At 52.0% G+C, this 23,707-nt stretch carries 22 protein-coding genes, 1 tRNA gene and 2 pseudogenes; 18 read left to right on the forward strand and 7 right to left on the reverse strand.

The annotated features are described in order from the left end of the window. Positions 1–98 precede the first annotated feature (98 nt). Positions 99–1,413 (forward strand): annotated as a pseudogene (locus tag MV421_RS02765) (RNA-guided endonuclease InsQ/TnpB family protein). 45 nt (positions 1,414–1,458) lie between these two features. Here the strand turns inward: MV421_RS02765 and MV421_RS02770 are convergent. Further along, a pseudogene (locus MV421_RS02770) lies at positions 1,459–1,979 on the reverse strand (TAXI family TRAP transporter solute-binding subunit); the annotation flags it as partial. Between the two features lie 275 nt (positions 1,980–2,254). On the opposite strand from MV421_RS02770, the gene MV421_RS02775 reads away from it, so the two are divergent. The 8 genes from MV421_RS02775 (at position 2,255) to rpl12p (ending at position 7,685) form a co-directional block, all read left to right on the forward strand. Continuing rightward, a complete protein-coding gene (locus MV421_RS02775; protein WP_297418258.1) occupies positions 2,255–3,073 on the forward strand; it encodes a D-aminoacyl-tRNA deacylase in 819 nt (272 codons plus the stop codon). Between the two features lie 117 nt (positions 3,074–3,190). Further along, the gene (ftsZ, locus tag MV421_RS02780) at positions 3,191–4,318 is read left to right on the forward strand and encodes a cell division protein FtsZ (protein ID WP_297418226.1); all 1,128 of its coding nucleotides are present in this window, start codon (positions 3,191–3,193) and stop codon (positions 4,316–4,318) included. Positions 4,319–4,365: 47 nt separating this feature from the next. Further along, a complete protein-coding gene (locus MV421_RS02785; RefSeq protein ID WP_297418255.1) occupies positions 4,366–4,539 on the forward strand; it encodes a protein translocase SEC61 complex subunit gamma in 174 nt (57 codons plus the stop codon). A 22-nt stretch (positions 4,540–4,561) separates the two neighbouring features. Then, positions 4,562–5,020 (forward strand): transcription elongation factor Spt5, encoded by a 459-nt coding sequence (locus MV421_RS02790; RefSeq protein WP_297418252.1) that lies wholly within the window; start codon positions 4,562–4,564, stop codon positions 5,018–5,020. A 24-nt stretch (positions 5,021–5,044) separates the two neighbouring features. Then, positions 5,045–5,536, forward strand: coding sequence for a 50S ribosomal protein L11 (locus tag MV421_RS02795; protein WP_297418223.1), 492 nt, complete (start codon positions 5,045–5,047; stop codon positions 5,534–5,536). A 79-nt stretch (positions 5,537–5,615) separates the two neighbouring features. Continuing rightward, the gene (locus MV421_RS02800; RefSeq protein ID WP_297418220.1) at positions 5,616–6,266 is read left to right on the forward strand and encodes a 50S ribosomal protein L1; all 651 of its coding nucleotides are present in this window, start codon (positions 5,616–5,618) and stop codon (positions 6,264–6,266) included. Between the two features lie 5 nt (positions 6,267–6,271). Further along, positions 6,272–7,294, forward strand: coding sequence for a 50S ribosomal protein L10 (locus MV421_RS02805; protein WP_297418217.1), 1,023 nt, complete (start codon positions 6,272–6,274; stop codon positions 7,292–7,294). 76 nt (positions 7,295–7,370) lie between these two features. Next, positions 7,371–7,685, forward strand: coding sequence for a 50S ribosomal protein P1 (rpl12p, locus tag MV421_RS02810; RefSeq protein WP_297418214.1), 315 nt, complete (start codon positions 7,371–7,373; stop codon positions 7,683–7,685). A gap of 321 nt (positions 7,686–8,006) precedes the next feature. Here the strand turns inward: rpl12p and MV421_RS02815 are convergent. The 3 genes from MV421_RS02815 to udp all read right to left on the reverse strand — a co-directional run bounded on the left by MV421_RS02815 (position 8,007) and on the right by udp (position 10,262). Beyond that, positions 8,007–8,082, reverse strand: a tRNA-Arg gene (locus tag MV421_RS02815). A 268-nt stretch (positions 8,083–8,350) separates the two neighbouring features. Continuing rightward, the gene (locus MV421_RS02820) at positions 8,351–9,427 is read right to left on the reverse strand and encodes a hypothetical protein (RefSeq protein WP_297418210.1); all 1,077 of its coding nucleotides are present in this window, start codon (positions 9,425–9,427) and stop codon (positions 8,351–8,353) included. A gap of 1 nt (position 9,428) precedes the next feature. Continuing rightward, positions 9,429–10,262 (reverse strand): uridine phosphorylase, encoded by an 834-nt coding sequence (udp, locus tag MV421_RS02825; RefSeq protein ID WP_297418207.1) that lies wholly within the window; start codon positions 10,260–10,262, stop codon positions 9,429–9,431. A 72-nt stretch (positions 10,263–10,334) separates the two neighbouring features. Here udp and MV421_RS02830 point away from each other — a divergent pair, with 72 nt between their 5' ends. After that, positions 10,335–11,399 (forward strand): pyridoxal-phosphate dependent enzyme, encoded by a 1,065-nt coding sequence (locus MV421_RS02830; RefSeq protein WP_297418204.1) that lies wholly within the window; start codon positions 10,335–10,337, stop codon positions 11,397–11,399. A gap of 36 nt (positions 11,400–11,435) precedes the next feature. Beyond that, complete coding sequence (locus MV421_RS02835) at positions 11,436–12,314, forward strand: MEMO1 family protein (protein WP_297503547.1); 879 nt, start codon at positions 11,436–11,438, stop codon at positions 12,312–12,314. Between the two features lie 79 nt (positions 12,315–12,393). Here MV421_RS02835 and MV421_RS02840 read toward each other — a convergent pair whose 3' ends face one another. Next, the gene (locus tag MV421_RS02840; RefSeq protein WP_297418245.1) at positions 12,394–14,859 is read right to left on the reverse strand and encodes a plasma-membrane proton-efflux P-type ATPase; all 2,466 of its coding nucleotides are present in this window, start codon (positions 14,857–14,859) and stop codon (positions 12,394–12,396) included. 212 nt (positions 14,860–15,071) lie between these two features. On the opposite strand from MV421_RS02840, the gene MV421_RS02845 reads away from it, so the two are divergent. From MV421_RS02845 to MV421_RS02870, 6 genes are all read left to right on the forward strand, one after another. After that, entirely contained in the window at positions 15,072–16,076 is a 1,005-nt protein-coding gene (locus MV421_RS02845; protein WP_297418201.1) for a mevalonate kinase, read from the forward strand. Further along, positions 16,073–16,861, forward strand: coding sequence for an isopentenyl phosphate kinase (locus MV421_RS02850; protein ID WP_297418199.1), 789 nt, complete (start codon positions 16,073–16,075; stop codon positions 16,859–16,861). Before MV421_RS02845 ends, MV421_RS02850 begins: the two co-directional genes overlap by 4 nt. 332 nt (positions 16,862–17,193) lie before the next feature. Continuing rightward, positions 17,194–18,312 carry a type 2 isopentenyl-diphosphate Delta-isomerase gene (gene fni / locus MV421_RS02855; RefSeq protein WP_297418242.1) on the forward strand — a complete coding sequence of 373 codons (1,119 nt, stop codon included), beginning with the start codon at positions 17,194–17,196 and terminating at the stop codon, positions 18,310–18,312. 6 nt (positions 18,313–18,318) lie between these two features. Beyond that, a complete protein-coding gene (locus MV421_RS02860; protein ID WP_297418196.1) occupies positions 18,319–19,056 on the forward strand; it encodes a DUF655 domain-containing protein in 738 nt (245 codons plus the stop codon). A gap of 102 nt (positions 19,057–19,158) precedes the next feature. After that, positions 19,159–20,499, forward strand: a complete 1,341-nt coding sequence (locus MV421_RS02865) for an RNase J family beta-CASP ribonuclease (RefSeq protein ID WP_297418239.1) — start codon at positions 19,159–19,161, stop codon at positions 20,497–20,499. 67 nt (positions 20,500–20,566) lie between these two features. Then, complete coding sequence (locus MV421_RS02870) at positions 20,567–21,595, forward strand: polyprenyl synthetase family protein (RefSeq protein WP_297418193.1); 1,029 nt, start codon at positions 20,567–20,569, stop codon at positions 21,593–21,595. A 3-nt stretch (positions 21,596–21,598) separates the two neighbouring features. Here the strand turns inward: MV421_RS02870 and MV421_RS02875 are convergent, their stop codons facing one another. Further along, positions 21,599–22,006: a hypothetical protein gene (locus MV421_RS02875; protein ID WP_297517794.1), complete on the reverse strand. Its 408-nt coding sequence runs from the start codon at positions 22,004–22,006 to the stop codon at positions 21,599–21,601. Positions 22,007–22,098: 92 nt separating this feature from the next. After that, a complete protein-coding gene (locus tag MV421_RS02880; RefSeq protein ID WP_297503280.1) occupies positions 22,099–22,407 on the reverse strand; it encodes a hypothetical protein in 309 nt (102 codons plus the stop codon). A gap of 636 nt (positions 22,408–23,043) precedes the next feature. On the opposite strand from MV421_RS02880, the gene MV421_RS02885 reads away from it, so the two are divergent. Continuing rightward, positions 23,044–23,535 carry a hypothetical protein gene (locus MV421_RS02885; RefSeq protein ID WP_297503276.1) on the forward strand — a complete coding sequence of 164 codons (492 nt, stop codon included), beginning with the start codon at positions 23,044–23,046 and terminating at the stop codon, positions 23,533–23,535. Positions 23,536–23,707: the final 172 nt, after the last annotated feature.

Consider the following 23,707-nt stretch of genomic DNA (forward strand, 5'->3'; position numbering starts at 1 on the left):
CCTCGCCCTTCGGGGCGGGGTACGAACAACCACCCAGCTAGCCCTTAAGCGGGAAAGCAACACCCTTTTAAAGCCTAAGAACAATACCATGCTTTGAAATGAAACGCTCAGTAACCATCAAACTCCAGCCGAGCAAGGAGCAGGAGAAAATCCTTTTTGAGTTAGCTCAAGCCACCGCAGTAATCTGGAACAAGCTCAATTACCAGCGTTTAAAACAATTCAAAGAATTCGGCAAGATTGATTTTAATGAAACAGAAAAGGAAGCTTATCACGAGTTCAAGGACTGGATTGGTGGTTCGACAGTCCAACAATTAGCCAGAAAGAACGCTGAAAGCTGGAGGAGCTTCTTCTCGCTCAACAAGAAGAAAAAGAGTGGAGAATTACCAGAATGGTTCAAGCCCAAACCGCCCGGCTTTGTCAGGAAGGAAAACGGGAGGAAAATCTTCATAATTCCCCTCCGGAACGACCAGTACAGGATTACCGGGAATGTTATCGAACTGCGAAGACTTGGAAAGTTTGGAAGACTGAGGATTCAATTCAAGGGCAGAATTCACCTGAAGGGCAAGCAGGGGCGGCTTGAGATAACTTACGACGAGGTAAAGCGGAAATGGTATGCTCACGTTAGCTTCACCGCCGAGGAGAAGCTAATCAACTGCGAGTGGGTTAGTGTTCCGAGACAACCCGTAGGAGACCTCTCGGCGGGTATTGACTTAGGAGTAAACAACCTGATGGCCGTTTACGTTGAGAACGGTGAGAGTTTTTTGGTCAATGGAAGACCGCTGAAGAGCATTGATTTTTACTGGCAGAAGAGAATAGCAGACTACCAGTCAGAACTCAACAAGTCTGGAGCAAAAACGAGTAGGAACCTCAAAAGAATGCACGAGAAGGCTAAACTCCAAGCCAAACACTACATCAACACTGCCATGAGACAAACTGTTGAGAGGCTTTATCGTCTCGGAGTTTCGAGGATTGTGGTTGGTTATCCTAAAGGCATAGCCCGGAACTCTGAGAAAGGCAGAAAGCAGAATTTTCTCCTCTCCCAAGTTTGGCGGTTCAATTACGTTATCAAACGTCTCAAGGAAGTCTCGGAAGAATATGGTATTCTCGTTGAGGTTGTGAACGAGGCTTTCACTTCTCAATCCTGCCCTCTCTGCGGCCAACGCCATCCTGATGGTAGGATTTTCAGGGGTTTGTTTAAGTGCTGTAGAGAGGGCGTTGTGATGAATGCGGATTTAGTTGGAGCGTTTAACATTTTAAAGAAGGTGGCAAAAACGATAACCCCGAACTTGGGTTGGTCTCTATGCCCAAGTGAGGGGTAATTGGCCGGAGACCCGGCCAGAGGGGTTGAAGACCTGTTTTAGTTTGGGTTTTAATGAGACCCCTCAAACCTCCCCGTCCTTAACTAGGGGTTAAACCGTTGGAACCCTTCGCCCTTCACGGCGGGGAGGAGGTCAGGTAGACCTTCTCAATGCTGTTCCATACACCCGCGGCCTGGAGTATCTGCTGGGCTGCGACGGCGGTGCCGCTTCCGGCCGCTCCAACCGCCACCTTCTTGCCCTTAAGGTCTTGGAGGGTCTTTATGTTGCTGTCGGCGCGGACAACGAACTGGATGGTCTCAGGATAGAGTGCGGCGATGCCGCGGAGCTTCTTTACGGGTTGCCCTTGAAAGCGTCCAGAACAACTCCGTTGTAGGCGTAGTAAGCGACATCGTTCTGCATGATGGCCGCCTGTGCATTCCCATCTCCTATAGCCTTGGCGTTAGAAACGCTCGCACCGCTTGTAACCGCTTTGGCGTTGATTTTTATCCCGGCCTCCTTGGCGCTGTACTGGTTGAGTATGTTCGCATAGGCCGAGCCGAGCGGATAGTAAACACCACTGGTTCCACCGGTGTAGATTGTCAAACTATAGGACTCCGTTGCGGAGCTTGTAGTACCGGTTCCGGTTCCACTCCCGCCGCCGGAGCTTGTACAACCCGCCATAACAACGGCAAAAAGCAAAACAGCAACCAACCCAAGGGTGGTTATGGTTTTCCTCCTTTTTACGCACCTCTAAACTACAACGTACATCCATGGTCGAACGACCACATTAGGATATTGGAGTACAAATAAAGTTATATAGTTTGCGTTATCTTTCCGTAAATCTTTCGTCTAATATCAGAGTTCCTCGTTAAAAAATCGAAATAAACTATATGAAAGTAGAACCCTGGTGGACAAAGCCTTTTAACCCCCTCCCCTTAGGTTGGGCGGGGTTGAACATGGAGGTTATAATGAGCACGAAAGTAGACCCCGCGTCGGTCAACATCGTGGAAAAACTGGTGGAGAACTTTGGCTTTAAGGAGACAGAGGAAGTCTTTGACAACAACCCCGTTTACATCAAGGGAAACATGGCGATACTGACCACAAACGACGAGATGATATACTATGACAACCTTGATTCGGGGATAGAAAGGCAACTCGGCTTCAAACCTGAGATAATAGCCTTTGCCTCAAGACATTCGAGCAGGCAGAAGCTCCCGGCTTTAACTGTCCACGTCACGGGCAACTGGGGAAAAGCGATGTACGGTGGGAAAGACGGGAGTTTGGCCGTAGCAGAGCCAAGGGCAATGAAGCTCGCCCTCCTTAAGATGAAAGAGTTGAACGACCTCGGCTGGACCGTCTGCTATGAGGCAACTCACCACGGGCCGAGCGAGCTTGAGGTTCCGAGCTTCTTCATCGAGATAGGTTCGAGTGAGGAGGAGTGGATGAACGATAAGGCCGGCGAAATCATTGCGGAGACGATAGTGCACGTCCTTGAGAACTACAAAAGGGCGGGCTTCCCCGTTGCCATTGGAATCGGTGGGGGGCACTATGTTCCCAAGCAGACGAAGCGGGCGCTCGAGACCGAGCTTGCCTTCAGCCACATGGCGCCGAAGTACGCGCATCCTTTAAGCAGAGAAATGCTTCTGAAGGCCATAGAGCGCACCTCTGGAAAGGTTGATGCCATATACGTTGACTGGAGGGGTAGCAAGGGGGAAACGAGACAGATGGCAAGGAACCTCGCTGAGGAGCTTGACCTTGAGTTCATAAGAGACTGAACGGGCGAAATCTTTAAAGACGTTGAGCGGAATTCTAAAATCAGCTTCCTTAGCTAAATTTATATACTATGTTCGTACAAAGTGGGATAGGTGTTAAATTGCCCGGAGGGTGGAAGGATGCTGAAGCTGATTGAAGACGCCATTGAGAGAACCGCCACAGCCCCCGATAAGGTAGCGGAGCCCCCTGCTCCGCAGACTGACATTGATGAAGAACTCAAGAGAATACTCGAGCAGATACAGGCTAAGATATACGTCGTTGGTGTGGGTGGTGCTGGGTGCAACACCATTAACAGGATGATGCAGGTGGGTATACAGGGGGCCAAGATAATAGCCGTTAACGCCGATGCCCAGGATCTCCTCAAGGTCAGCGCCCACAAAAAGATACTCATTGGTAAGGAGCTTACCCGTGGTCTTGGCGCTGGAAACAACCCGAAGATGGGTGAGGAAGCAGCTAAAGAGAACGATAGGGATATTAGGGAGGCCATCGAGGGTGCGGATATGGTCTTCATAACCTGCGGTCTCGGCGGTGGAACCGGAACCGGTGCCGCCCCAATTGTTGCAGAGATAGCCAAGAAGATGGGTGCTCTCACGGTTTCAGTGGTTACGCTTCCCTTTACAGTTGAGGGCATTAGGAGAATAAAGAACGCCGAGTACGGCCTTGAGAGGCTCAGGAAGAACAGCGACACTGTAATAGTCATCCCGAATGACAAGCTCATGGAAGTTGCCCCGAACCTGCCGATACACATGGCCTTCAAAGTTGCTGACGAGATACTCGTCCAGGCCGTTAAGGGTATAACCGAACTCATCACCAAGCCCGGTCTGGTAAACCTTGACTTCAACGACGTTAGGGCGGTTATGAAGGACGGCGGCGTTGCTATGATAGGTATAGGCGAGAGTGACAGTGAGAAAAGGGCTTTGGAGGCGGCTCAGCAGGCATTGAACAGCCCGCTCCTTGACGTTGATATCAGCGGTGCCAAGGGTGCCCTTATAAGCATCAGTGGAAGTGATGTCAAGCTCGAGGAGGCCCAGCAGATAATTGAGCTCGTTACGAGTAAGCTCGACCCCGAGGCACAGGTCATCTGGGGCATCCAGCTCGATGAGGAGCTCAACAAGATGATTAGAATACTCATCGTGGTTACCGGTGTCAGCTCCCCCTACGCCGTTGCTGAGGAGCAGGAGTCCAGCGGCTACTACGGTGAGGAGGGGGAGAGAAAGGTTATTAAACTCGACCTTGAGGAGCTTTGACGGCTCCCCTCTCAAAATTTAGTGGGGTGACAACTGTGGCAACAGTCATGGAAAAACTTAAGAGTTTCTGGGTCGAGTCTAAGAGGGTTCTAATGGTCACGAAGAAGCCGGGATGGAGAGAGTTTAAGCTCGCCGTGAAGATAACAGGGCTTGGGATGATACTCATTGGAACCATTGGACTTATAATCCGCCTCCTCGGATACGTGTTTACCGGCTCATAGCTTTCGATAGATGGTGATGCTCATGGACGAGTCTAGGATATTCACAGTACGCGTCACGGTGGGTCAGGAAGAAACCACCGCAAAGCTGGTATACAGCAAGGTTAAAACGTACAATCTCCCCATTTATGCTCTACTTGCTCCATCCAAAGTTAAGGGCTATATCTTTGTGGAGGCCCCTAACAAGAGCGCCGTTGATGAGGCTATTAAAGGAATTCGGCACGCCAAGGGAACCCTTCCTGGTGAGGTTAAGTTCGAGGAGGTAGAACACTTCCTCGAGGAGAAGCCGGCTGTGAGTGGCTTCGAGCCGGGAGACATCGTTGAACTAATCGCCGGCCCGTTTAAGGGGGAGAAGGCAAAGGTCGTTAGGGTCGACGAGGGCAAGGACGAGATAGTCGTTGAGCTCGTTGGTTCAATAGTCCCGATACCGGTCACGGTGAGGGGTGAATACGTTAGACTTATAAGCAAACGTCAGAAGGAGTGAAAGAACCATTCAGAGGTGAGAAAGATGGCACAAGTTGTTGAGGTGCTCGTTGAAGGAGGAAAGGCTTCACCCGGACCGCCGCTCGGTCCTGCAATCGGTCCGCTTGGACTCAATGTTAAACAGGTCGTCGACGAGATAAACAAAGCCACCAAGGACTTCGAGGGAATGCAGGTTCCCGTTAAGATCATTGTCACCGACCCCAAGAAGAAGACCTTCGAGATCGAGGTCGGCGTCCCTCCGGTTAGCCAGCTCATTAAAAAGGAGATAGGCGCCCCGAAGGGTTCGAGTGAGACTGGCCATACCCCCGTTGGGAACCTCACAATGGAGCAGGTCATCAGGATAGCCAAAGCCAAGCAGGATCAGATGCTGGCAGCAAACCTTAAGACAGCGGCCAAGGAGGTCATAGGCACCGCACTGAGCATGGGCGTTACAGTTGAGGACAAGGACCCCCGGGAAGTTCAGGGGGAGATTGACAAAGGTGTTTACGACGAGATTTTCGCTAACGCCGAAGAGTGAGGGAAAAGTTTAAAAATCCCTCTTTTTACGCATCTTTGATTTTTTTGGGCTTAAATCAAAACCGAAAGGAGGGCTGTAAATGGCCTTTGACAGGCAGAAAATCGTGGAAGCAGTGAAGGAGGCGAAGGCCCGAGCCAAGCCGCGGCACTTCACACAGACCGTCGAGATGGCAGTCAACCTCAAGGAGATAGACCTGAAGAAGCCTGAGAACAGGTTCAAGCTTGAGGTTGTGCTGCCCCACGGTCGTGGGAAGGAGCCTAAGATTGCGGTCATCGCTGATGGTGCCGTTGCCGAGGCGGCTAAAAAGCTCGGGCTTGATGTGGTTAGTGGAGAACATCTTGAAGAGCTGGCGAAAAACCCAAGGGAAGCCAGGAAACTCGCCAAGAAGTACGACATGTTTATTGCCGCGGCTCCGTTGATGCCGAAGATCGGTAGGTACCTCGGTAGGTACCTCGGTCCGAGGAACAAGATGCCACAGGTTGTTCCACCAACAATGACAAACCTCGATCCGATCATCGCCAGGCTCAAGAGAACGGTTAAGCTGCAGCTCAAGAACAACCCGGTTGTTCACGCGCCGATAGGAACCGAGGGCATGGACGATGAGAAGCTGACTGAGAACGCTGAGGCGGTTCTCAACGCGATCATTGGAAAGCTTGAGCGCGGTGAGAACCAAGTGAAGTCAGTGTACGTCAAGACCACCATGGGACCGGCCGTTAAGGTTGAGAGGTGAGGGAGATGGCCCACGTAGCCGAGTGGAAGAAGAAGGAAGTTGAAGAGCTCACCGAGGTTATCAAGGACTATCCAGTGATAGCGCTCGTTGATGTGGCCGGCGTCCCAGCCTACCCGCTCAGCAAGATGCGTGAGAAGCTCCGTGGTAAAGCCCTTCTCCGCGTGAGCAGGAACACCCTCATCGAGCTTGCCATAAAGAGGGCCACGGAAGAGCTTAGCAACCCCGAACTTGAGAAGCTCATTGACTATATCCAGGGTGGGACTGGAATACTCGCCACAGATATGAACCCCTTCAAACTCTACAAGCTCCTTGAGGAGAGCAAGACCCCTGCCCCTGCCAAGGCTGGCGCGGTTGCTCCTCACGACGTCGTCATCCCGGCCGGACCGACTTCACTCGCTCCGGGTCCGATCGTCGGCGAGATGCAGGCCCTTGGAATCCCAGCAAGGATTGAGAAGGGCAAGGTAAGTATACAGAAAGATTACACTGCCCTCAAGGCCGGCGAGATCATTACCGACCAGATGGCCAGAATCCTCAACGCACTCGGTGTCGAGCCGCTGGAGGTTGGCCTCAACCTACTCGCGGCCTATGAGGATGGTATAGTTTACACTCCAGAAGTCCTTGCGATCGATGAGAACGAGTACATCAACATGCTCCAGCGGGCATATACCCACGCGTTCAACCTATCGGTCAACACAGCCTACCCGACGAGCCAGACCATTGAGGCCATCATCCAGAAGGCCTTCTTTGGAGCGAAGAACGTTGCCGTCGAGGCTGGTTACGTCACACCTGAGACCGTCGAGGAGGTCTTTGGCAGGGCGCTCCGTGCCGTCCTGCTCATAGCACAGAACCTGCCTGAGGAGCTGCTTGACGAGAAGACCAAAGAGCTTTTAAACGCTCAGGCACAAATGGCAGTTGCCACAGCCTCTCAGCCGGCTGAAGAGAAGGTTGAGGAGGCGGAGGAAGAGGAAGAAGAGGAGGAAGCCAGCGAAGAGGACGCGCTCGCGGGGCTGGGTGCCCTCTTCGGCTGAACTTTCCATTTCCCTCGTATCCCTGAATAAATCGTGTAGAATGGATGAAAAATGAAGATGATTGGAGGTGCAAAAAATGGAGTATGTGTATGCCGCTCTGCTGCTCCACGCTGCTGGTAAGGAGATAACCGAAGAGAACCTTAAGGCCGTTCTTGAGGCCGCTGGTGTTAGCGTCGACGAAGCAAGGATTAAGGCCCTCGTTGCAGCCCTTGATGGCGTCAACATCGACGAGGTCATTGAGAAGGCCGCTATGCCGGTTGCCGCCCCGGTTGCCGTTGCAGCCACTCCGGTTGCCGAGGCCCCGGCTGAGGCTGCTGAGGAAGAGGAGGAAGAAGAGGAAGAGGAGAAGGAAGAGGAGGCTCTCGCCGGTCTCGGCGCCCTCTTCGGCTGAACCCTCTTCCCTTTTCTTTCAAACTTTGCTTTGCAAAGTTTGATCAAAGTTTGTGGTTCCTCTTAACTCTCCAGTTTGAGAGGGGTTCCTTTGAAAACGCTGGATCTAATCCTGAATTCCGCTTTATTGGTTTGCGTTTTAACGGGAGTTCAATTTTAACCGACGCCCTCCGGGCGTCAAAGGATGGGAACTCTTTGAGTGGAGCATTAATGAAGGAATTCACACCTAAGACAGCTCGTAAAAGAGAATCCCATTGTGCCTTAGCATCTCAAAAAGAACCACGAGCCTTGATCAAACTTCGCGCAGGTGAAGTTTGTTTTCTGGCGGGCCCGGCGGGATTCGAACCCGCGGATACCGGCTCCGAAGGCCGGCGCCATGTCCCCTAGGCTACGGGCCCACGGGGGTAGTTAACCTAGGTCTTTACATAAAGGTTACGGTGAGAAATGAATCCAAGACTGAAAGAGAGAAAAAGCTAGACTCTCCTTCTTATGAGTAGGAGAAGAGAAAAGAGCATCAGAACATCGACGCGCATATTACCTTTTTCTTGGACCCCCTTAATAGGTATTCTGATTCCAAAGTTGGTCTCCCATAAAGTGCCCTGAGACACCAGAATAAGAAAAAAACATGCTATGAGGACTCCCTGGAACCATGCCTGCTTAAAGAGTTTATGGCTCGGCCATCCGGCCCGTTTCGATTCCAAGCTCGAAAAGCCCTTTGGAGATAAGTCTAAGCCGCTCGTCGTTTTTCCTCTTGGACTCCTCCAGCATCTCGAAGGCAAGGAACTTGAGTATCCTGCTCCTCTTCCATTCGTCCGTTGCCCAGAGGAGTACACTAGTTAGGAAACCTCTATCTATTCCCTTGTCCTTCGTCACCTCGTAGGCCACCATCAGCCTCGTTGCTGGATTGTAAACCTTGCTCAGATACCCTAAAACTTTATCTGGCTCTTTTAGGTGCCTCCTCGCCAGTGCCGAACCAAGGACATCAGCAACCCTCAGATCCTTGAAGAGATTCTCCGCTCTCGTAGAATCCTCCGCCTCAAGTAACTTCAGCCCTATCTCCTCTAGCAGGTAGCTCCTAAAGGGTTCAACAAGTCCACGGGCTATCTTCTCAGCTTCTTCAAGCTCCCCTATGCTTATCATCCTCCTGACGTAGTCCACCACGTATTGGTTTCTTTCGGATTCCTTCTCGCTGAACTGGGGTTTTGGAGGGATTCTGCCTTCAAGCCTCTTTTCAAAGCGCTCTATTATCCCACCCCTCACTTCACCTTTAAGCGGCAGTATCTCCGCCCCCGGCATTATCTTTCCGTCCTTGTAAACTAGGCCGTAGGGGAGCGGTTTGAGGTCGTCCATGTCACTCTCCGTGAGGTTGAGGTCGCTCAGCCGTACCCCCTTCAACCCCTTCGAGATGATTGCCTTCGCTAGGTAGGTGCTAACCGCCCGGAGGGCCTTCTTCCTGAGGAACTGGTTCTTTATTCTCCGCGCCGCCTCAAGCGCCTCCCTGAACTTTTCATCCTTTGAGAAGAGGTATGAAAGGGAACGGAGGGCCTCGTCCTTTATAGAGGGGACTGTGATTTCTCCGGCTATCTCAACGGCCCTCTCGGGGTCATCGGCGTAGGCCTCGACGATCCAGCGGAGGGCGTAGGAGTGCCAATAGGGATCCTCTATGGACTCAGCGGTGCTCAGCGCTTCTTCTCTTTTCCCCTCCATCAGCAGGGTCTTTACCGAGAACAGCTTCCTGTCCATTTCAACCCCTCAGCCCTGGGAACCAGACCTTCTTTCCAGCCCTCTCCTTCTCCTCGTCCCACTCGGCGAGAATCTTCACCGCTTCACTTGCTACCAACGCTGCCCCCTCTTCACCCTTCTTGCCGAACTCGTTGGTAACCCTGTTGGCGAAGACCGAGCAGACGCAGCCGGCTCTCAGACCGTATATGTTTGCCAGCGTGTAGAGCGTTGCCGCCTCCATCTCAAAGTTCGTGACGTTGGCCTGCCTGAGGTCGTCCATTATGTTCCTTGCAAAGCTCGGGAAGTAGTCTCTAAGGCCGGGCCTGCCCTGGCCAAGGTAGAAGCTGTCGGTCGAGGCCGTTATGCCGAGATGGTAGGGAATTCCCAGCGTTTCGGCAGCCTCGATGAGCGCCAAAGTCACCTCAAGATCAGCTGAGGCGGGGTATTCCACCCTAACGTACTGCTTTGAAGTCCCTTCAAGTCTAACCGCGGCTTTGGCTATGATCAGGTCACCTATTTCCATCCCGGGCTGTATCGCTCCCGTCGAGCCGACGCGGATGAAGGTGTTCGCTCCTATCGCGGTAAGCTCCTCGACCGCTATGGCCGTGGAGGGGCCACCTATTCCAGTTGAGGTGACGCTTATTGGGACACCTTTGTACTTTCCAGTGTGAGTTCTGTACTCGCGGTGGAATGCTATCTCCCTCGCTTCCTCCCAGAGTGGGCTTATCTTTGGAACCCTCTCCGGATCTCCGGGTAGGAGAACGTAGCGCGCAACATCCCCCGGTTTACAAGCTATGTGGTACTGATATCCCTCCTCGGTTCGGGGTCTCTCGGCTGAAACGAACTTCCCCCCCATGGCAACCACCTTTTTATGCTCCTGTGCATTATACTCAGCGTTGGAGCTAAAAAAGCCTTTGGGGCTGAAAGCATGCTCAAGTGCACACGGTGCGGTAGAACCTATCCTGAGACATTTCGCCTGAGATGTGACTGTGGCGGAACGCTCCTCGTTGAGAGGGGGTATTATGACTTCTTTGGCAGTATCCTCCCATACTTGGACATGAGGAGATACCTAAGCTTCCTCCCAATAGGCGGTAATTACCTTCCGCCGGCAGTCCCATCTATAACACCAACGACCTCACTCCAGATCGGTTCGGCCTTTGGCTTATTCAAGCTGGAGTATCTACAGCCAAGCGGCTCCTTCAAAGACAGGGGTACCTTTGTCACCGTTGCAAAGCTCATGGAAGGGGGTATAAACGAGGTCGTCATCGACAGCTCGGGCAATGCGGCTCTGAGCATGGCCCTCTACTCCCTGCCAGCGGGCATAAGGGTTCACGCCTTCGTCTCCTACGATGCGATGCAGGAAAAGCTCTCGCTCCTTCAGAGGCTTGGAGCCATTGTTCACTTCGTCGACGGGGACAGGATGGAAGTGCACGAGAGGGCCGTTGAGTTCGCGGAGCGCGAGGGGGTAACCTACGTCTCCCACTGGTTTAATCCGTATTTTCTCGAGGGCACCAAGACGGCCGCCTTCGAGGCCTACGAGCAGGTCGGCGTCCCGGACTACGTTCTGGCCCCGATCGGGAGCGGGACACTCTTCCTAGGCCTCTGGAAAGGCTTTAAAGAGCTTGAGAAGATGGGTGAAATCACAAGGCTCCCTGTCTTTGTTGCCGTTCAGGCTTCCGGCTATGAGAGCCTCTGCGAGCGCTCCAAGCTGTCGAATCCCCTTGCAGACGGCATAGCCATTCCAGAACCGCCCAGACGGGAGGAGATGGAGAAAGTCCTCGGTGAAACCGGAGGAACCTGCGTGAGCGTTGGCGAGCCTGAAACCAGGGGCGCGTTAAGCTGGCTTAGAAGGGTTGGCTTTCTCGTTGAGCCTACTTCAGCAACGGTTCTAGCGGCGATGTGGAATCTAGTCGAGAGGGGGGAGATACCTGACGGTTCAAAAGTTCTCCTGCCTTTGACAGGCTCGGGCCTTAAACTAACCCAAGGTATTTAAACTTTTAAAGCCAATTACTAAGTGGAGGTGAGTGAAATGGGCGTTAGGTATCCTGCCGTCGCTGGAAGTTTCTATCCTATCGATGAAGAACTGGTAGATATGCTTGGGAAGTTTTTTAGTGATTTGGGTGGGGAAGGGAGAAAGAAGAGGATAACAGCCGGCGTTGCACCTCACGCAGGTTACGTCTTCTCAGGTTATACTGCAAGCAGAACGTATAAGGCGATATTCGAGGACGGTCTGCCGGAGACCTTCGTGATACTTGGTCCAAATCACACCGGCCTCGGCTCGCCGATAGCTGTCTATCCGGAAGGCGAGTGGCTAACTCCGCTCGGGAACATCGAGGTCGATGCTGATATGGCAAAAGCAATAGCAAAGCTCTCTGGAATAGCAGATCTGGATGAGACCGCCCACACCTACGAGCACTCCATCGAGGTTCAGATTCCCTTCATACAGTACCTTGCCGAGAAGGCCGGAAAGGAGGTCAAAATCGTTCCAATAGTCCTTGGAATTCAGGACAAAGAAGTTGTTGAAGGCCTTGGAAAGGCCATCTTTGAAGCCTCAAAAGAACTCGGCAGAGACGTCGTGGTTATAGCAAGCACTGATTTCATGCATTATGGGAGGATGTACGGCTACGTGCCCTTTAGGGTAAGGGCCGAAGAGCTTCCCCACAGGATAAAGGAGTGGGACTTCCGCGTGATAAGGAGGATCCTCGACTTTGATGTTGGGGGCATGTTCCACGAGCTAAGGGAGATGCGCCATACCATGTGCGGGCCTGGAGGAGTTGGGGCTGCGATAGTTTACTCTCACCGCTCCGGAGCTCTTGGGGCCGAACTCTTGCACTACACGACCAGCTACGAGGTGAGCCTCTCGACAGACGCGATAGTTGGCTACGCGAGCATAGTGATTAGGAGGTAATGGTGTTTTCTCTCTTCGTGCATTAATTGTTTTCATGTTTTACCTTTATATCAGAAAATTAAAGAAAAGGGAAACTAAATCAGAAGGCCGCCTTGTGGTGCTGGTGTTCCACTTCCCAGCTGAAGAACTTGTAAGCGGCCCTCTTGGTCACATCCTCTATGAGGAACCAGACGAGGCAGTAAACCCAGATAATTGCTGCATACTTCCAGCCTATTGCCGAGACACCCCAGCCGTAGACGGCTATGAGCGTTGCCAGCAACTTTGTTCCAACGGCACTCCAGAAGAGCCACTTGCCTGGTATTATACTCCAGAACGGTCCCCTCGTCCTCGTGACGAATATAGTCAGGTGTCCTGCCACGGCCAGCTTCAGGAATATCATGCTCTGGAGCACTGCCAGTCCGGTGGCAGTGGTGTAGGGTACTTTGAAGTAGTTTATAAGTAACCAGAGCAGGAGGAAGGTTTCTACGACGCCCATGGTTCCTATTATCGTCGAGACCGTTAGTATCTCGCGTATGTTCCACTTCTCGGGCCAGCGGTTGATTTTGACGTTGTCGTAGGCTATGGTGATTATCGGCAGGTCGTTGAGAAGGGCTAGGAGGATTATCATGACTGCCGTTACTGGGTAGAAGTTGTAGGCCAGTATGCTAAGCGTTATGAAGAACAGAACCCTTATCGTCTCGGTTATGCGGTAGAGGACGTAACTGTACATCCTCTGGAATATCTTCCTGGCCTCGACGATAGCGTTCTTTATGACGCCTATCCCCGAGGCTAGAAGGGCTATGTCCGCTGCGGCTCTGGCGGCGTCCGTTGCACCTGAAACTGCTATCCCCACGTCAGCCTGCTTGAGCGCCGGGGCGTCGTTCACACCGTCACCGGTCATGGCAACTTTGTGACCGGCCTCCTGAAGAGCCTTGACTATCTTGAACTTGTGCTCAGGATAGACCTGGGCAAAGCCGTCCGCGTCCTCGCAGAGCTGGGTGAGCTCGTGTCCCGTTGCCTTGTCAAGCTGGTCTGCCGTGTAGATTTTCTTTCCAATGCCAAGCATTTTCGCTATCTGCTTCGCTATCGCAATGTGGTCACCGGTTATCATCCTCACCCTTATGCCGTTCCTCTGCAGGAACTTGACGGTGTTCGCTGAATCGTCCCTGGGCGGGTCGAAGAGAGGTATCAGTCCAACGAACTTCCAGCCATCGCCGAAGTCCACCGCCACACCGAGGGTTCTATACCCCTTCCTGGCCAGTTCGTCGACCTTCTCCGTTACCTCCTTCCTCAATCCCTCGTCCGCGTTCACCATGTCGAGTATGACCTGTGGTGCGCCCTTGGCGGTTCTGAACCTCTTCCCATCGCACTCAACTTCAGCCTCGGTGTGCTTTATCACCGGGTCGAAGGGAACGAACTTCACCTGTTTGCACGATTTCAGTTTTTCCTTGTCCTTCACGGACCTTATTATTGCCAGATCTATCGGGTCCTTGTTCTCCTCCTTGCTGGCCAGGGAGGCGTAGAATAACATATCATCCACGCTAAAGTTGTTCCATGAAATTGGGTCATCAACCGTTAGCTGGTTCTTCGTTAAGGTTCCGGTCTTGTCGGCGCAGAGTGCATCGACCGCCGCCAGCTCCTCTATGGCCACCAACTTTGTGACTATGGCCTGCCTCTTGGCCAGCTCATAGGCACCTATCGCCATCGTTATGCTCATAACAGCGGGCAAAGCCGCTGGAATTGCCGCAACCGTTAAGACGAGGGCAAAGCGGAGGAGTTCTATTATCGGCTTGCCGCGGTGCAGCTCGACGAGGAACATTATCGTAACCATTATAAGGCTGAGGGCTATCAGGTAGTTTCCGATGTTTATGACAAGCTTCTGGTATTCGCTGACCGTTCTGGCCGACTCAACGAGCTGGACTGTTCTTCCGAAGTAGGTGTTCAGACCAGTTGCCACGACAACACCGGTCATCTCCCCCCTCTTGACTATCGTGCCGCTGTATATCATTTCGCCGGCCTTTTTCGTTACTGGGACGCTTTCACCGGTGAGTGCGGATTCGTCCACTGTTATGAAGTCCCCTTCAATGAGTTTGACGTCGGCCGGGATTATGTCACCCATCCTGACGCGGATTATATCCCCTGGAACGAGTTCCCTGGCGGGTACCGTTTTCCACTTCCCATCCCTGAAGACCCTTGACTCTATTGTTAGCTTCTCCTTCAGGTACTCCATGATGTTCTCGGCCTTGTGCTCCTGCCAGAAGCCAACGACCGCATTGATTATCAGGAGGCTCGTAATTATTGCGAAATCCTCCCAGTGTTGGACTATGGCTGATAGGATCGCGGCCGCCTCTATCATCCAGGGTATCGGTCCCCAGAAGTAGGATAGAAACTTCCGGAGGGGACTGACCTTCTTCTCTGGAATCTCGTTGGGGCCTACCTCTTTGAGACGGCGCTTGGCCTCTTCCTCGCTTAGACCCCTCTTCGGATCAACTTCCAGGTACTTTAAAACCTCATCAACACTCATGTGTTTGGCCTTTTGGGCTATCCCTTGTAGGTTCGTTACCATGGTTATCACCCTTTTTAGTCCCTTTTTGTTACTATAAAAATATTCAGTCCTTGGTTTAAATAGTTTACTACCAAAACTGTCAAAATGCCTTTAAGCTTTGTGATGTAGTTTTACAGACTCCTCGCTCAAATCGATTATTTTTCAGGCTCGGCACCCGGCTGGGGTTTATGTAATATTTATATTATGATCATTTAAGTTTTAGCGGTGGTGAGATGAAGGTTTTAGCCTCTGCACCCGCTAAAATTATCCTCTTCGGCGAGCACAGCGTCGTCTACGGAAAACCTGCCATAGCGGCCGCGATAAACCTCAGAACCTACGTAAGAGCAGAGTTCAACAATTCAGGCAGGATAAAGATAGAAGCGAAGGACATAAAGACCCCCGGGCTTATAGTCTCCTTCTCTGAGAATGAGATTTACTTCGAGAGCGACTACGGAAAAGCGGCGGAAGTCCTCAGCTACGTCCGTCAGGCAATAGAGCTGGTGAGAGATGAGGCCGATGCGAACGGGAGGGGAATCACCGTCTCAATAACCTCTCAGATACCGGTCGGGGCAGGCCTTGGCTCATCGGCGGCGGTTGCGGTTTCAACGATAGGGGCCGTTTCAAAACTGCTCGGCCTTGAGCTGAGCAACGAGGAGATTGCCAGGCTCGGCCACAGGGTTGAGCTTCTCGTTCAGGGGGTCTCGAGCGGTATAGACCCAACGGTTTCGGCCCTAGGCGGCTTCATCCACTACGAGAATGGCAAATTCGAGCATCTTCCATTTGTCAACCTGCCGGTGGTTGTTGGCTACACCGGTTCGAGCGGCTCGACGAAGGAGCTTGTGGCGATGGTACGCGATACCTATGAGGATATACCCGACATAATCGAACCCATTCTAGCAGCCATGGGCAAGGTCGTTGAGAAGGCCAGGGAAACCCTCCTCTTGGGGGAGGATGGAAGGTGGAAGCTCGGTCGCCTTGGAGAACTGATGAATATAAACCATGGTTTATTAGATGCCCTCGGCGTCTCCACCAAGAAGCTGAGCGAGCTTGTGTACGCCGCCAGAACCGCTGGTGCCCTCGGTGCCAAGATAACCGGTGCCGGTGGTGGCGGTTGCATGTACGCCTTAGCTCCTGAAAAGCAGAGCGAAGTGGCAACGGCGATAACTATCGCGGGTGGAACGCCGATGGTAACTGAGATAAGCCGCGAGGGGCTTCGCATAGAGGTGGTTGTACCATGATAATCGTCAAAATCGGTGGGAGTGTCTTCAGCGATAAAGCGGGAGCGCCAGAGAACTTCAACGTGGAGACCGTCAGGGGCATAGCGAAGGAGATAGCCGGTGTCTACCCAGATGCGGATTTCATCATCATCCATGGCGGTGGGAGCTTTGGTCATCCCGAGGCGAAGAAGTACGGCATAAGAGAAGGTCTGCCCGCGGACTGGGAGTCCGCAAGCCGTAGGAGGATAGGCTTCACCCTCACCCACCAAGCGATGCTGAGGGCCAATGCAAAGTTCATAAATGCTTTCGTGGCCGAAAATCTTCCAGCGTTTTCGGTCTCTACCTCCTCCACCTTCATAACCGAGAATGGGAAGGTAACTTACGGCGATCTGGAAGTCATTAAACGGCTCCTTGAATTGCGTTTCGTCCCAGTGCTCTTCGGCGACGTGTCGCTAGACCTCGCGAAGGGTGTGGACATCCTCTCGGGCGACCAGATCATTACCTATCTCGCCAAGATGCTCAAGCCCGAGAAAGTTGTATTCCTCATGGACGTCGACGGGGTTTACGACGGGAGGCCGGGCGTGGGAAAGCTGATCCAGAATCTCAAACATGACGAAATCAGCGACCTCTTGGATAGACTCAGCTGCACTTCCACCGGAACCGACGTCACCGGTGGAATCTGTAACAAACTCCGCGAAGCTGCAAAGATAGCGGAGCACTCAGAGGTCTGGTTCATTAACGGAAAGATTCCGGGCAGGCTGAGCGGAGCGATACTGGGAGACGGTTTCGGGACGCGGATTTTATGACCTTAAAGAGAGACCCTTTTTATTTCCTTGAGTGTTGATTGCTCCAGTAGCCATGTTATGCAGGACCTGCCCTTGTTGTGCTCTTCGTCATCTTTCTCTGGGGGTTTCAAAAGGCCGCCTTCGAGCGGGGTTTAAAACCTGTGGGTGGCTTTTAAACGATAATTCAAGTCGCTTTGCCGATAGGGATAATGGGCACGAGACCATGCCCTAAAACTTCCCCGCCACGGGTGAGGGGTTAAGCCAAACCTCGTCGTTCACGATGGGGAGGAGGTCAGCGTCTGCCCACCCAAAACCTCTTAACTTTCCCCGCCCTTTCCCTTCCGGTGGTGTTAATGCAGGGCTTTGACAGGGAGGAACTCACGGTCATCAGGAAGTTCGAGCACATCGAGCACTGTTTGAAGAGAAACGTTCAGGCCCACGTGAGCAACGGTTTTGAAGACGTCCACTTCGTCCACATGAGCCTGCCGGAGATGGACAAGGACGAGGTTGATTTGAGCGTCGAGTTTCTCGGGAGAAGATTTGACTACCCGATTTTCATAGCAGGAATGACCGGGGGGACGAAAGGTTCACAGCTGGCCGGGAAGATAAACAGAACCCTCGCCCAGGCGGCGCAGGAGCTGAACATCCCGATGGGCGTTGGAAGCCAGAGAGCTATGATAAGGAAGCCGGAAACATGGGAGAGCTACTACGTGCGCGATGTCGCTCCGGACGTCTTCCTCGTTGGCAACCTCGGGGCACCGCAGTTCTCTGAAACCATACCCGAAAGGTACGGCATCGAGGAGGCACTAAAGGCCGTGGAAACCATTCAGGCCGATGCTCTGGCGATACACCTTAACCCCCTCCAGGAGAGCGTCCAGCCCGAGGGAGACACACAGTACAAGGGCATTCTTAAAGCTTTGGCCGGGCTTAAGTCAGAGTTTCCCTACCCGATAATAGCGAAGGAGACAGGTGCCGGCGTCTCCATGGAGGTAGCTATAAGACTTGAGAGCATAGGGATCGATGCGATAGACGTCGGTGGCCTAGGTGGAACGAGCTGGAGTGCCGTTGAATATTACCGGGCTAAGGACGAGATTGGAAAGGACTTGGCCCTCCACTTCTGGGACTGGGGAATAAAGACGGCCATAAGCGTCGCTGAGGTGCGCTACTCGACGGAGTTGCCCATCATAGCGACCGGCGGGATGCGCGATGGAATAACGATGGCAAAGGCTCTGGCAATGGGTGCGACCTTTGCAGGAGTGGCACTCCCGCTGCTCAAGCCGGCAGTTAAGGGCGATGTCGAGGGCGTCATAAAAATCCTGAAGCGCTACATCGAGGAGATTAAGAACACCATGTTCCTCGTCGGGGCTAAGAACGTCGAGGAACTCAGAAGGGTTCCTATCATCGTCACGGGCTTCACGAGGGAGTGGCTTGAGCAGAGGATTGATTTGGGGGTGTACCTGAAGAACAGGTGAGGGGCTATGGGAAGTAAAGAGAGAGGAAAAATTCGTCGGCTTTACAGGGAGCATGGTCTACCTAAAATTTTTGAAGGGAAATCTTGTGGGAGTTGCTTTTGGTATCTCAACGCTTGTGAAATATGCCTTAAAAGAGATACTCATATGAAATCCACTGATGTCTGCAAGTATTGGATATCTAGGCACCATCATAATGAGAAACTTTTATCTAGTATAATTTTTTCAGGAAGGGGGCCAAAATATGAGGAGTACGCATGGGTTATTGATATCGAGAATCCCGACAAAAACACATGGTATGTCCTTGGGGAATCTTATTTAACGGTTCTCTTGGTTCAAATGGTCGGTGATGTAAATGTCTATGAAAGGGTTTATGTGGGAAAAGGTTCAAGAAGAGAAAAAGTAGTTAGGATCATTAAAAAGGTTCCATATTGTCAATTGCCACCTGAGGTTAAATGTAGAATATACAAAATTTTGAGGTCATCCCGACCAATACCTAGTATCTTGGTTGTATCCAGCAAGTATCTCCAAAAGAAAATTCTTCAGGTATTTAACATGGCGGATAAAATGCCCAGATTAGATACTCTTCTTTGCTGTGTTTCTCCTCAAAAAGCATTGGAAATCCTTGACGAGCTTAGGAAAGGGCAGTTTAAGGATACCTACGAAATTTTGATTCGTACAGGAGTGAATCCATACAATGCTGTGGTGCTAAGACTACTTGCCGAATTTGAAAGTTCATGTAGGTGAATTGCGGTTTTCCAAAATGCACACCTTTTTAAACCCCCTGCACCAACTAAGACCAACGCAGCCCCACGCCTCGGGAGAGGCCTGGGCGCAGGAGGAATGAGAATGATAAAGGTTTACACCATCAGCGGCTACGAGGAAGTCGGTAAGAACATGACGGCCGTTGGTTATAGCAACGGTGGCAGGGAGGAAATTGTTATAATCGACATGGGTATACGGCTCGATCGCGTTCTGATCCATGAGGATGTGAACATCCAGGAGTTTCCGACGAAGGAACTTCAGAAACTCGGCGCCATTCCCGACGATTCAATTCTGAAAAATAAGAAAGTCGTTGCCATAACCTTCACCCATGGCCACCTCGATCACATAGGGGCGATAGGGAAGCTCGCACCCCACTATCCTGACGTCCCGGTTTACGGCACACCCTACACGGTGAAGCTCGCCAAGAGCGAGGTCAAGAGCGAGAAGTACTTTGAGGTCAAGAACCCGATGTACGAGACCCAGTTCGGGGAAATAGTCCAGGTCAGTGAGAACCTCGCGATAGAGTTCGTCCAGACGACCCACTCGATACCGCAGGCGGCAATGGTCGTTGTTCACACTCCTGAAGGCGCGGTAGTCCACACCGGTGACTTCAAGTTCGACAACAACAGCCCCCTTGGTGAGAGGCCGGATTACAAACGCCTGAAGGAACTCGGGAAGGAGGGCGTCAAAGTCCTCATATCGGAATCCACGCGCGTTGCGGAGCCGACAAAAACACCGAGTGAAGCGGTAGCTCAAATGCTCCTCGAGGACTTCTTCCTCTACGAGGGAATGGAGGAGGACGGCCTTATCGCGACGACCTTCGCCTCCCATATAGCGCGCCTTCAGGAGCTTATCTGGATAGCCAACAGGATGGGTAGGCAGGCGGTTTTCGTCGGCCGCTCGCTGGCCAAATACACGGGGATAGCGAAGCAGCTTGGCCTCATCCGGATGAAAGGGGCAAGAGCTGTCAGAAGCCCCAACGCGATAAAGAAGGTCCTCGCTGAGGTCTCGGGCGCGAGGGAGAACTACCTGCTCGTCGTCACCGGCCATCAGGGTGAGCCTGGGGCTGTCCTCACAAGGATGGCCAACGGTGATCTTTACGACATAGACAAGCGCGATACGGTTGTATTTTCGGCTGGAACCATACCGAACCCGCTCAACAGGGCACAGCGCTACGTTCTGGAGACGAAGCTCAAGATGAAGGGTGTCAGGATGATAAAGGACCTCCACGTAAGCGGCCACGCGAGCAGGGAAGACCACCGCTACCTGTTGAGGATGCTCAACCCCGAGAACATAGTTCCAGCGCACGGCGAGTTCAGGATGCTCACCCACTACGCCGAGCTGGCAGAGGAGGAGGGCTACCTCATCGGCAGGGACGTCTTTGTGTCGAGGAACGGCTACACCGTTGAGATACCTGGTAAGTAAGGGCAAAGCTGATAAACTTTTACCCGCTTTCCCCTTTGGGTTGCTCTCACGTTCACGGGGTGATAGGATGAAGTACGATGAGCTGTTCGCAAGGATTAAGGATAAAGCCAGGGACGTTGACAGGATTATTCTGGAACTCATTCCGGAGAAGGAGCCGGCTGACCTCTACAAAGCTGCCAGACACTACCCGCTCGCGGGAGGCAAGAGGGTTCGTCCCTTTGTCGTCCTCCGTGCCGCTGAGGCGGTTGGCGGCGATCCTGAGAGGGCGTTCTATCCTGCCGCCGCCGTTGAGTTCATCCACAACTACTCCCTTGTCCACGACGACATAATGGACATGGATGAGCTGAGGCGCGGGAGGCCAACCGTCCACAAGGTCTGGGGTGTTAACACCGCAATCCTCGCCGGCGACCTGTTGTTTTCAAAGGCCTTTGAGGCGGTGGCAAGGGCCGAAGTAATCCCTGAAAAGAAGGCGAGAATCCTCGACGTCCTCGTCAGGACCTCAAACCTTCTCTGCGAGGGCCAGGCCTTGGACATAGAGTTCGAGACGAAGAGCGAGGTTACCGTTGACGAATACCTCATGATGATAAGCGGAAAGACCGGTGCTCTATTCCAGGGTTCGGCGGAGATAGGGGCTATAGTGGGTACTGACAATGAGGAGTATATCGGGGCACTCTCCAAGTGGGGCATGAACGTTGGAATAGCCTTTCAGATATGGGACGACGTGCTTGACCTCATCGCCGACGAGGAGAAGCTCGGCAAACCCGTCGGCAGCGACGTAAGGAAGGGCAAGAAGACCCTCATAGTGAGCCACTTCTTCCAGAACGCAAGCGAGGAAGACAAGGCCGAGTTTATGAAGGTCTTCGGCAAGTACGCCGGTGATGCGGAGGGCGATGCACTGATACACGACGAGGGGGTCAAGGAGGAGGTTGCAATGGCTATTGAACTCCTCAAAAAGTACGGCAGCATATACTACGCGGCAGAATACGCCAGGAACCTCATCAGAGAAGCAAACGAAGCTTTGAAAGTCCTCCCGGAGAGCAAGGCGAGGAGGGATCTAGAGTTACTCGCCGAGTTCCTTGTGGAGAGGGAGTTCTGAGCCTTACCCTTCTTTTTCGGTCAGAATCCATCCCACCGGCGGATGCTCCACCTCCTCCTTCCACCTCCCGTAGGCTTTATCCCACCTTCTTAGGAGCTCGGCGCGCTTTTTCTCGTCTTTTATCCCCTCCACGTATCCCCGCGGGATATAGGCTAAGTAGTGCGGAAGGCCCGGCTCAAAGGTTCCGCTTTCGATTACTCTTCCTCCGGCTTTTTCCACGAGTTTCTGGAGTTTCCCAAGAGTGGGATAATGCAGGTCGTCCTTCTCGCCGAAGAGCGCCTCAAAGACTTCCTCGCGCAGGTTGTAGAGTTCGAGGTGAGCTTTTTGCTTCTCGTTGTTCGCTATGGGCAGGCTCTCGACTATAAAGACCATATCCGCAACGCGGAGCATCTCTGAGATAACTTTTATCATCGTCTCCTCGTTCTTCAGACTCCTTATCCCGTGAACGAGGACGGCCAGGTCGAAGGCCTTAAACGGGAAGGGAAGCTCCCTTGCGTCGAGCTTTAGGGGGATAATCTAGGTTTCACGCCGGTGACTGAAGTTATCTCCTCGAAGAAGCGCCACCGCGATTTATCAACGGCAACGACGCGGCCGGCTTCGCCGACGAGATAGGCGAGGGGGATGGTCGTTAGGGCGTGGGCGCCACAGCCGATTTCGAGGATGTTTATTCCGGGCTTTATTGGTGCGAACTGAAGGACGCGGAAGCGTTCGAGCATTTCCACATGCAACCAGTTTGGAGGAAGTGGCGGTTCATCTCGGAGCGGGATTTTGGAGAGGACGTCTTTCTTAAATGTCTCCCCTTTAACCGGCATGGAAAACACCGGAAAATGCTAAAGGGCTTTTCTTTAAGGCGTTTTCGGAGAAAGGGTTTTATAAGGTGGGAGTGAATTTTATGGCGGAGTGAATTTCTGGATTTGCAGGAGTTTCTTCCAAGGGAGATCAACTTAATCCTGATTTGTTCTGCTGATTGCATAACCATGCAACTTCTTTACCCGGTCTCTATTTCTCTCAAAAAGTCCAAGGTAAAGTAGGGTTAACAAAATTACTTCAACGATACCCATAAATACTAATTTTAATAGTAAAATTTATAAAGAAAGTGACCTAAAATTGATTGCAAAATCTGCTGGGGGTGAACCCCTTGAAGTGGAAGCCATTGTTTGCGGTCCTGGTGGGACTGCTGATGGTTGGTGTGACTGCCGGGAGTGCAAGTGCTACTGCAATTAATGCCACAAAATCCGGGAAAATCCCTTGGTGTTAACTTTTTATCGTCTAAGTCAAACTGAAAAAGAATTTATACTGTCCATTGCCCAGGAGGATTTCAAAAAACTGGGGGTGCAAAACGTCTTTATTAACTCAATATCTGGAATTAAAAGTAATGGGATGTATGTGTTCTTTGTAAACACTTCAAAGGGGATTATTGTTGGGACATACAAAGATCATTTACTGAAATGGCATTAGTGATTAATGCCACCCCATATCAAGTCACAGTAAAGACTGTAGAAAATGGAAAAGTCCACTATGAGTATTACAGTACCACAGTCGTAAACACTCTTAGACAGGTAGTATCCAAAAATGTTGTTGAATATCGTGCCAACACTTACACTCCTGATACCCTGTTGGGAGGCTCCAAAGTTGGGATACTCCCACAGTGGCACTATTACCATCACTGGTGGGGATGGAAACTCGTACTAAACGAACACGAAACCCAGATGCTCTTGGATTTTATGGGTATAGGAGTCGCGGGGGGAGGGACAAAAGTAGGGAGAGCAGCACTAGTTGCATTTTTAGAGAGACTCGGAATTACAGTCGCAGAAAGCACTTTATTGGGAATCGCAGAAGTGCTTATACTAGCAGGGGCTTATATTAAGGTGGTTGATGATCTTGGAGGCAACAAGGGAATCTACATAGAGCAAATACTAGGGGGCCCAACGATAATATGACACAACTAAGTTTGGAGTGTTTTCTCTTTTTTACATTGCAGAAGCTTTCATAATGATAACGAAATAAAGATAAAGCTGGTACCCTCAATGTTGATCAGACCTTAAAAGGGGGAATATAAATGAACCATTTGATAATAGACTCTCTGGTCTTTCTATACCTGGTGTCGATGTT

The organism is Thermococcus sp. (assembly GCF_027023865.1).
Classification (GTDB): Archaea; Methanobacteriota_B; Thermococci; order Thermococcales; family Thermococcaceae; genus Thermococcus.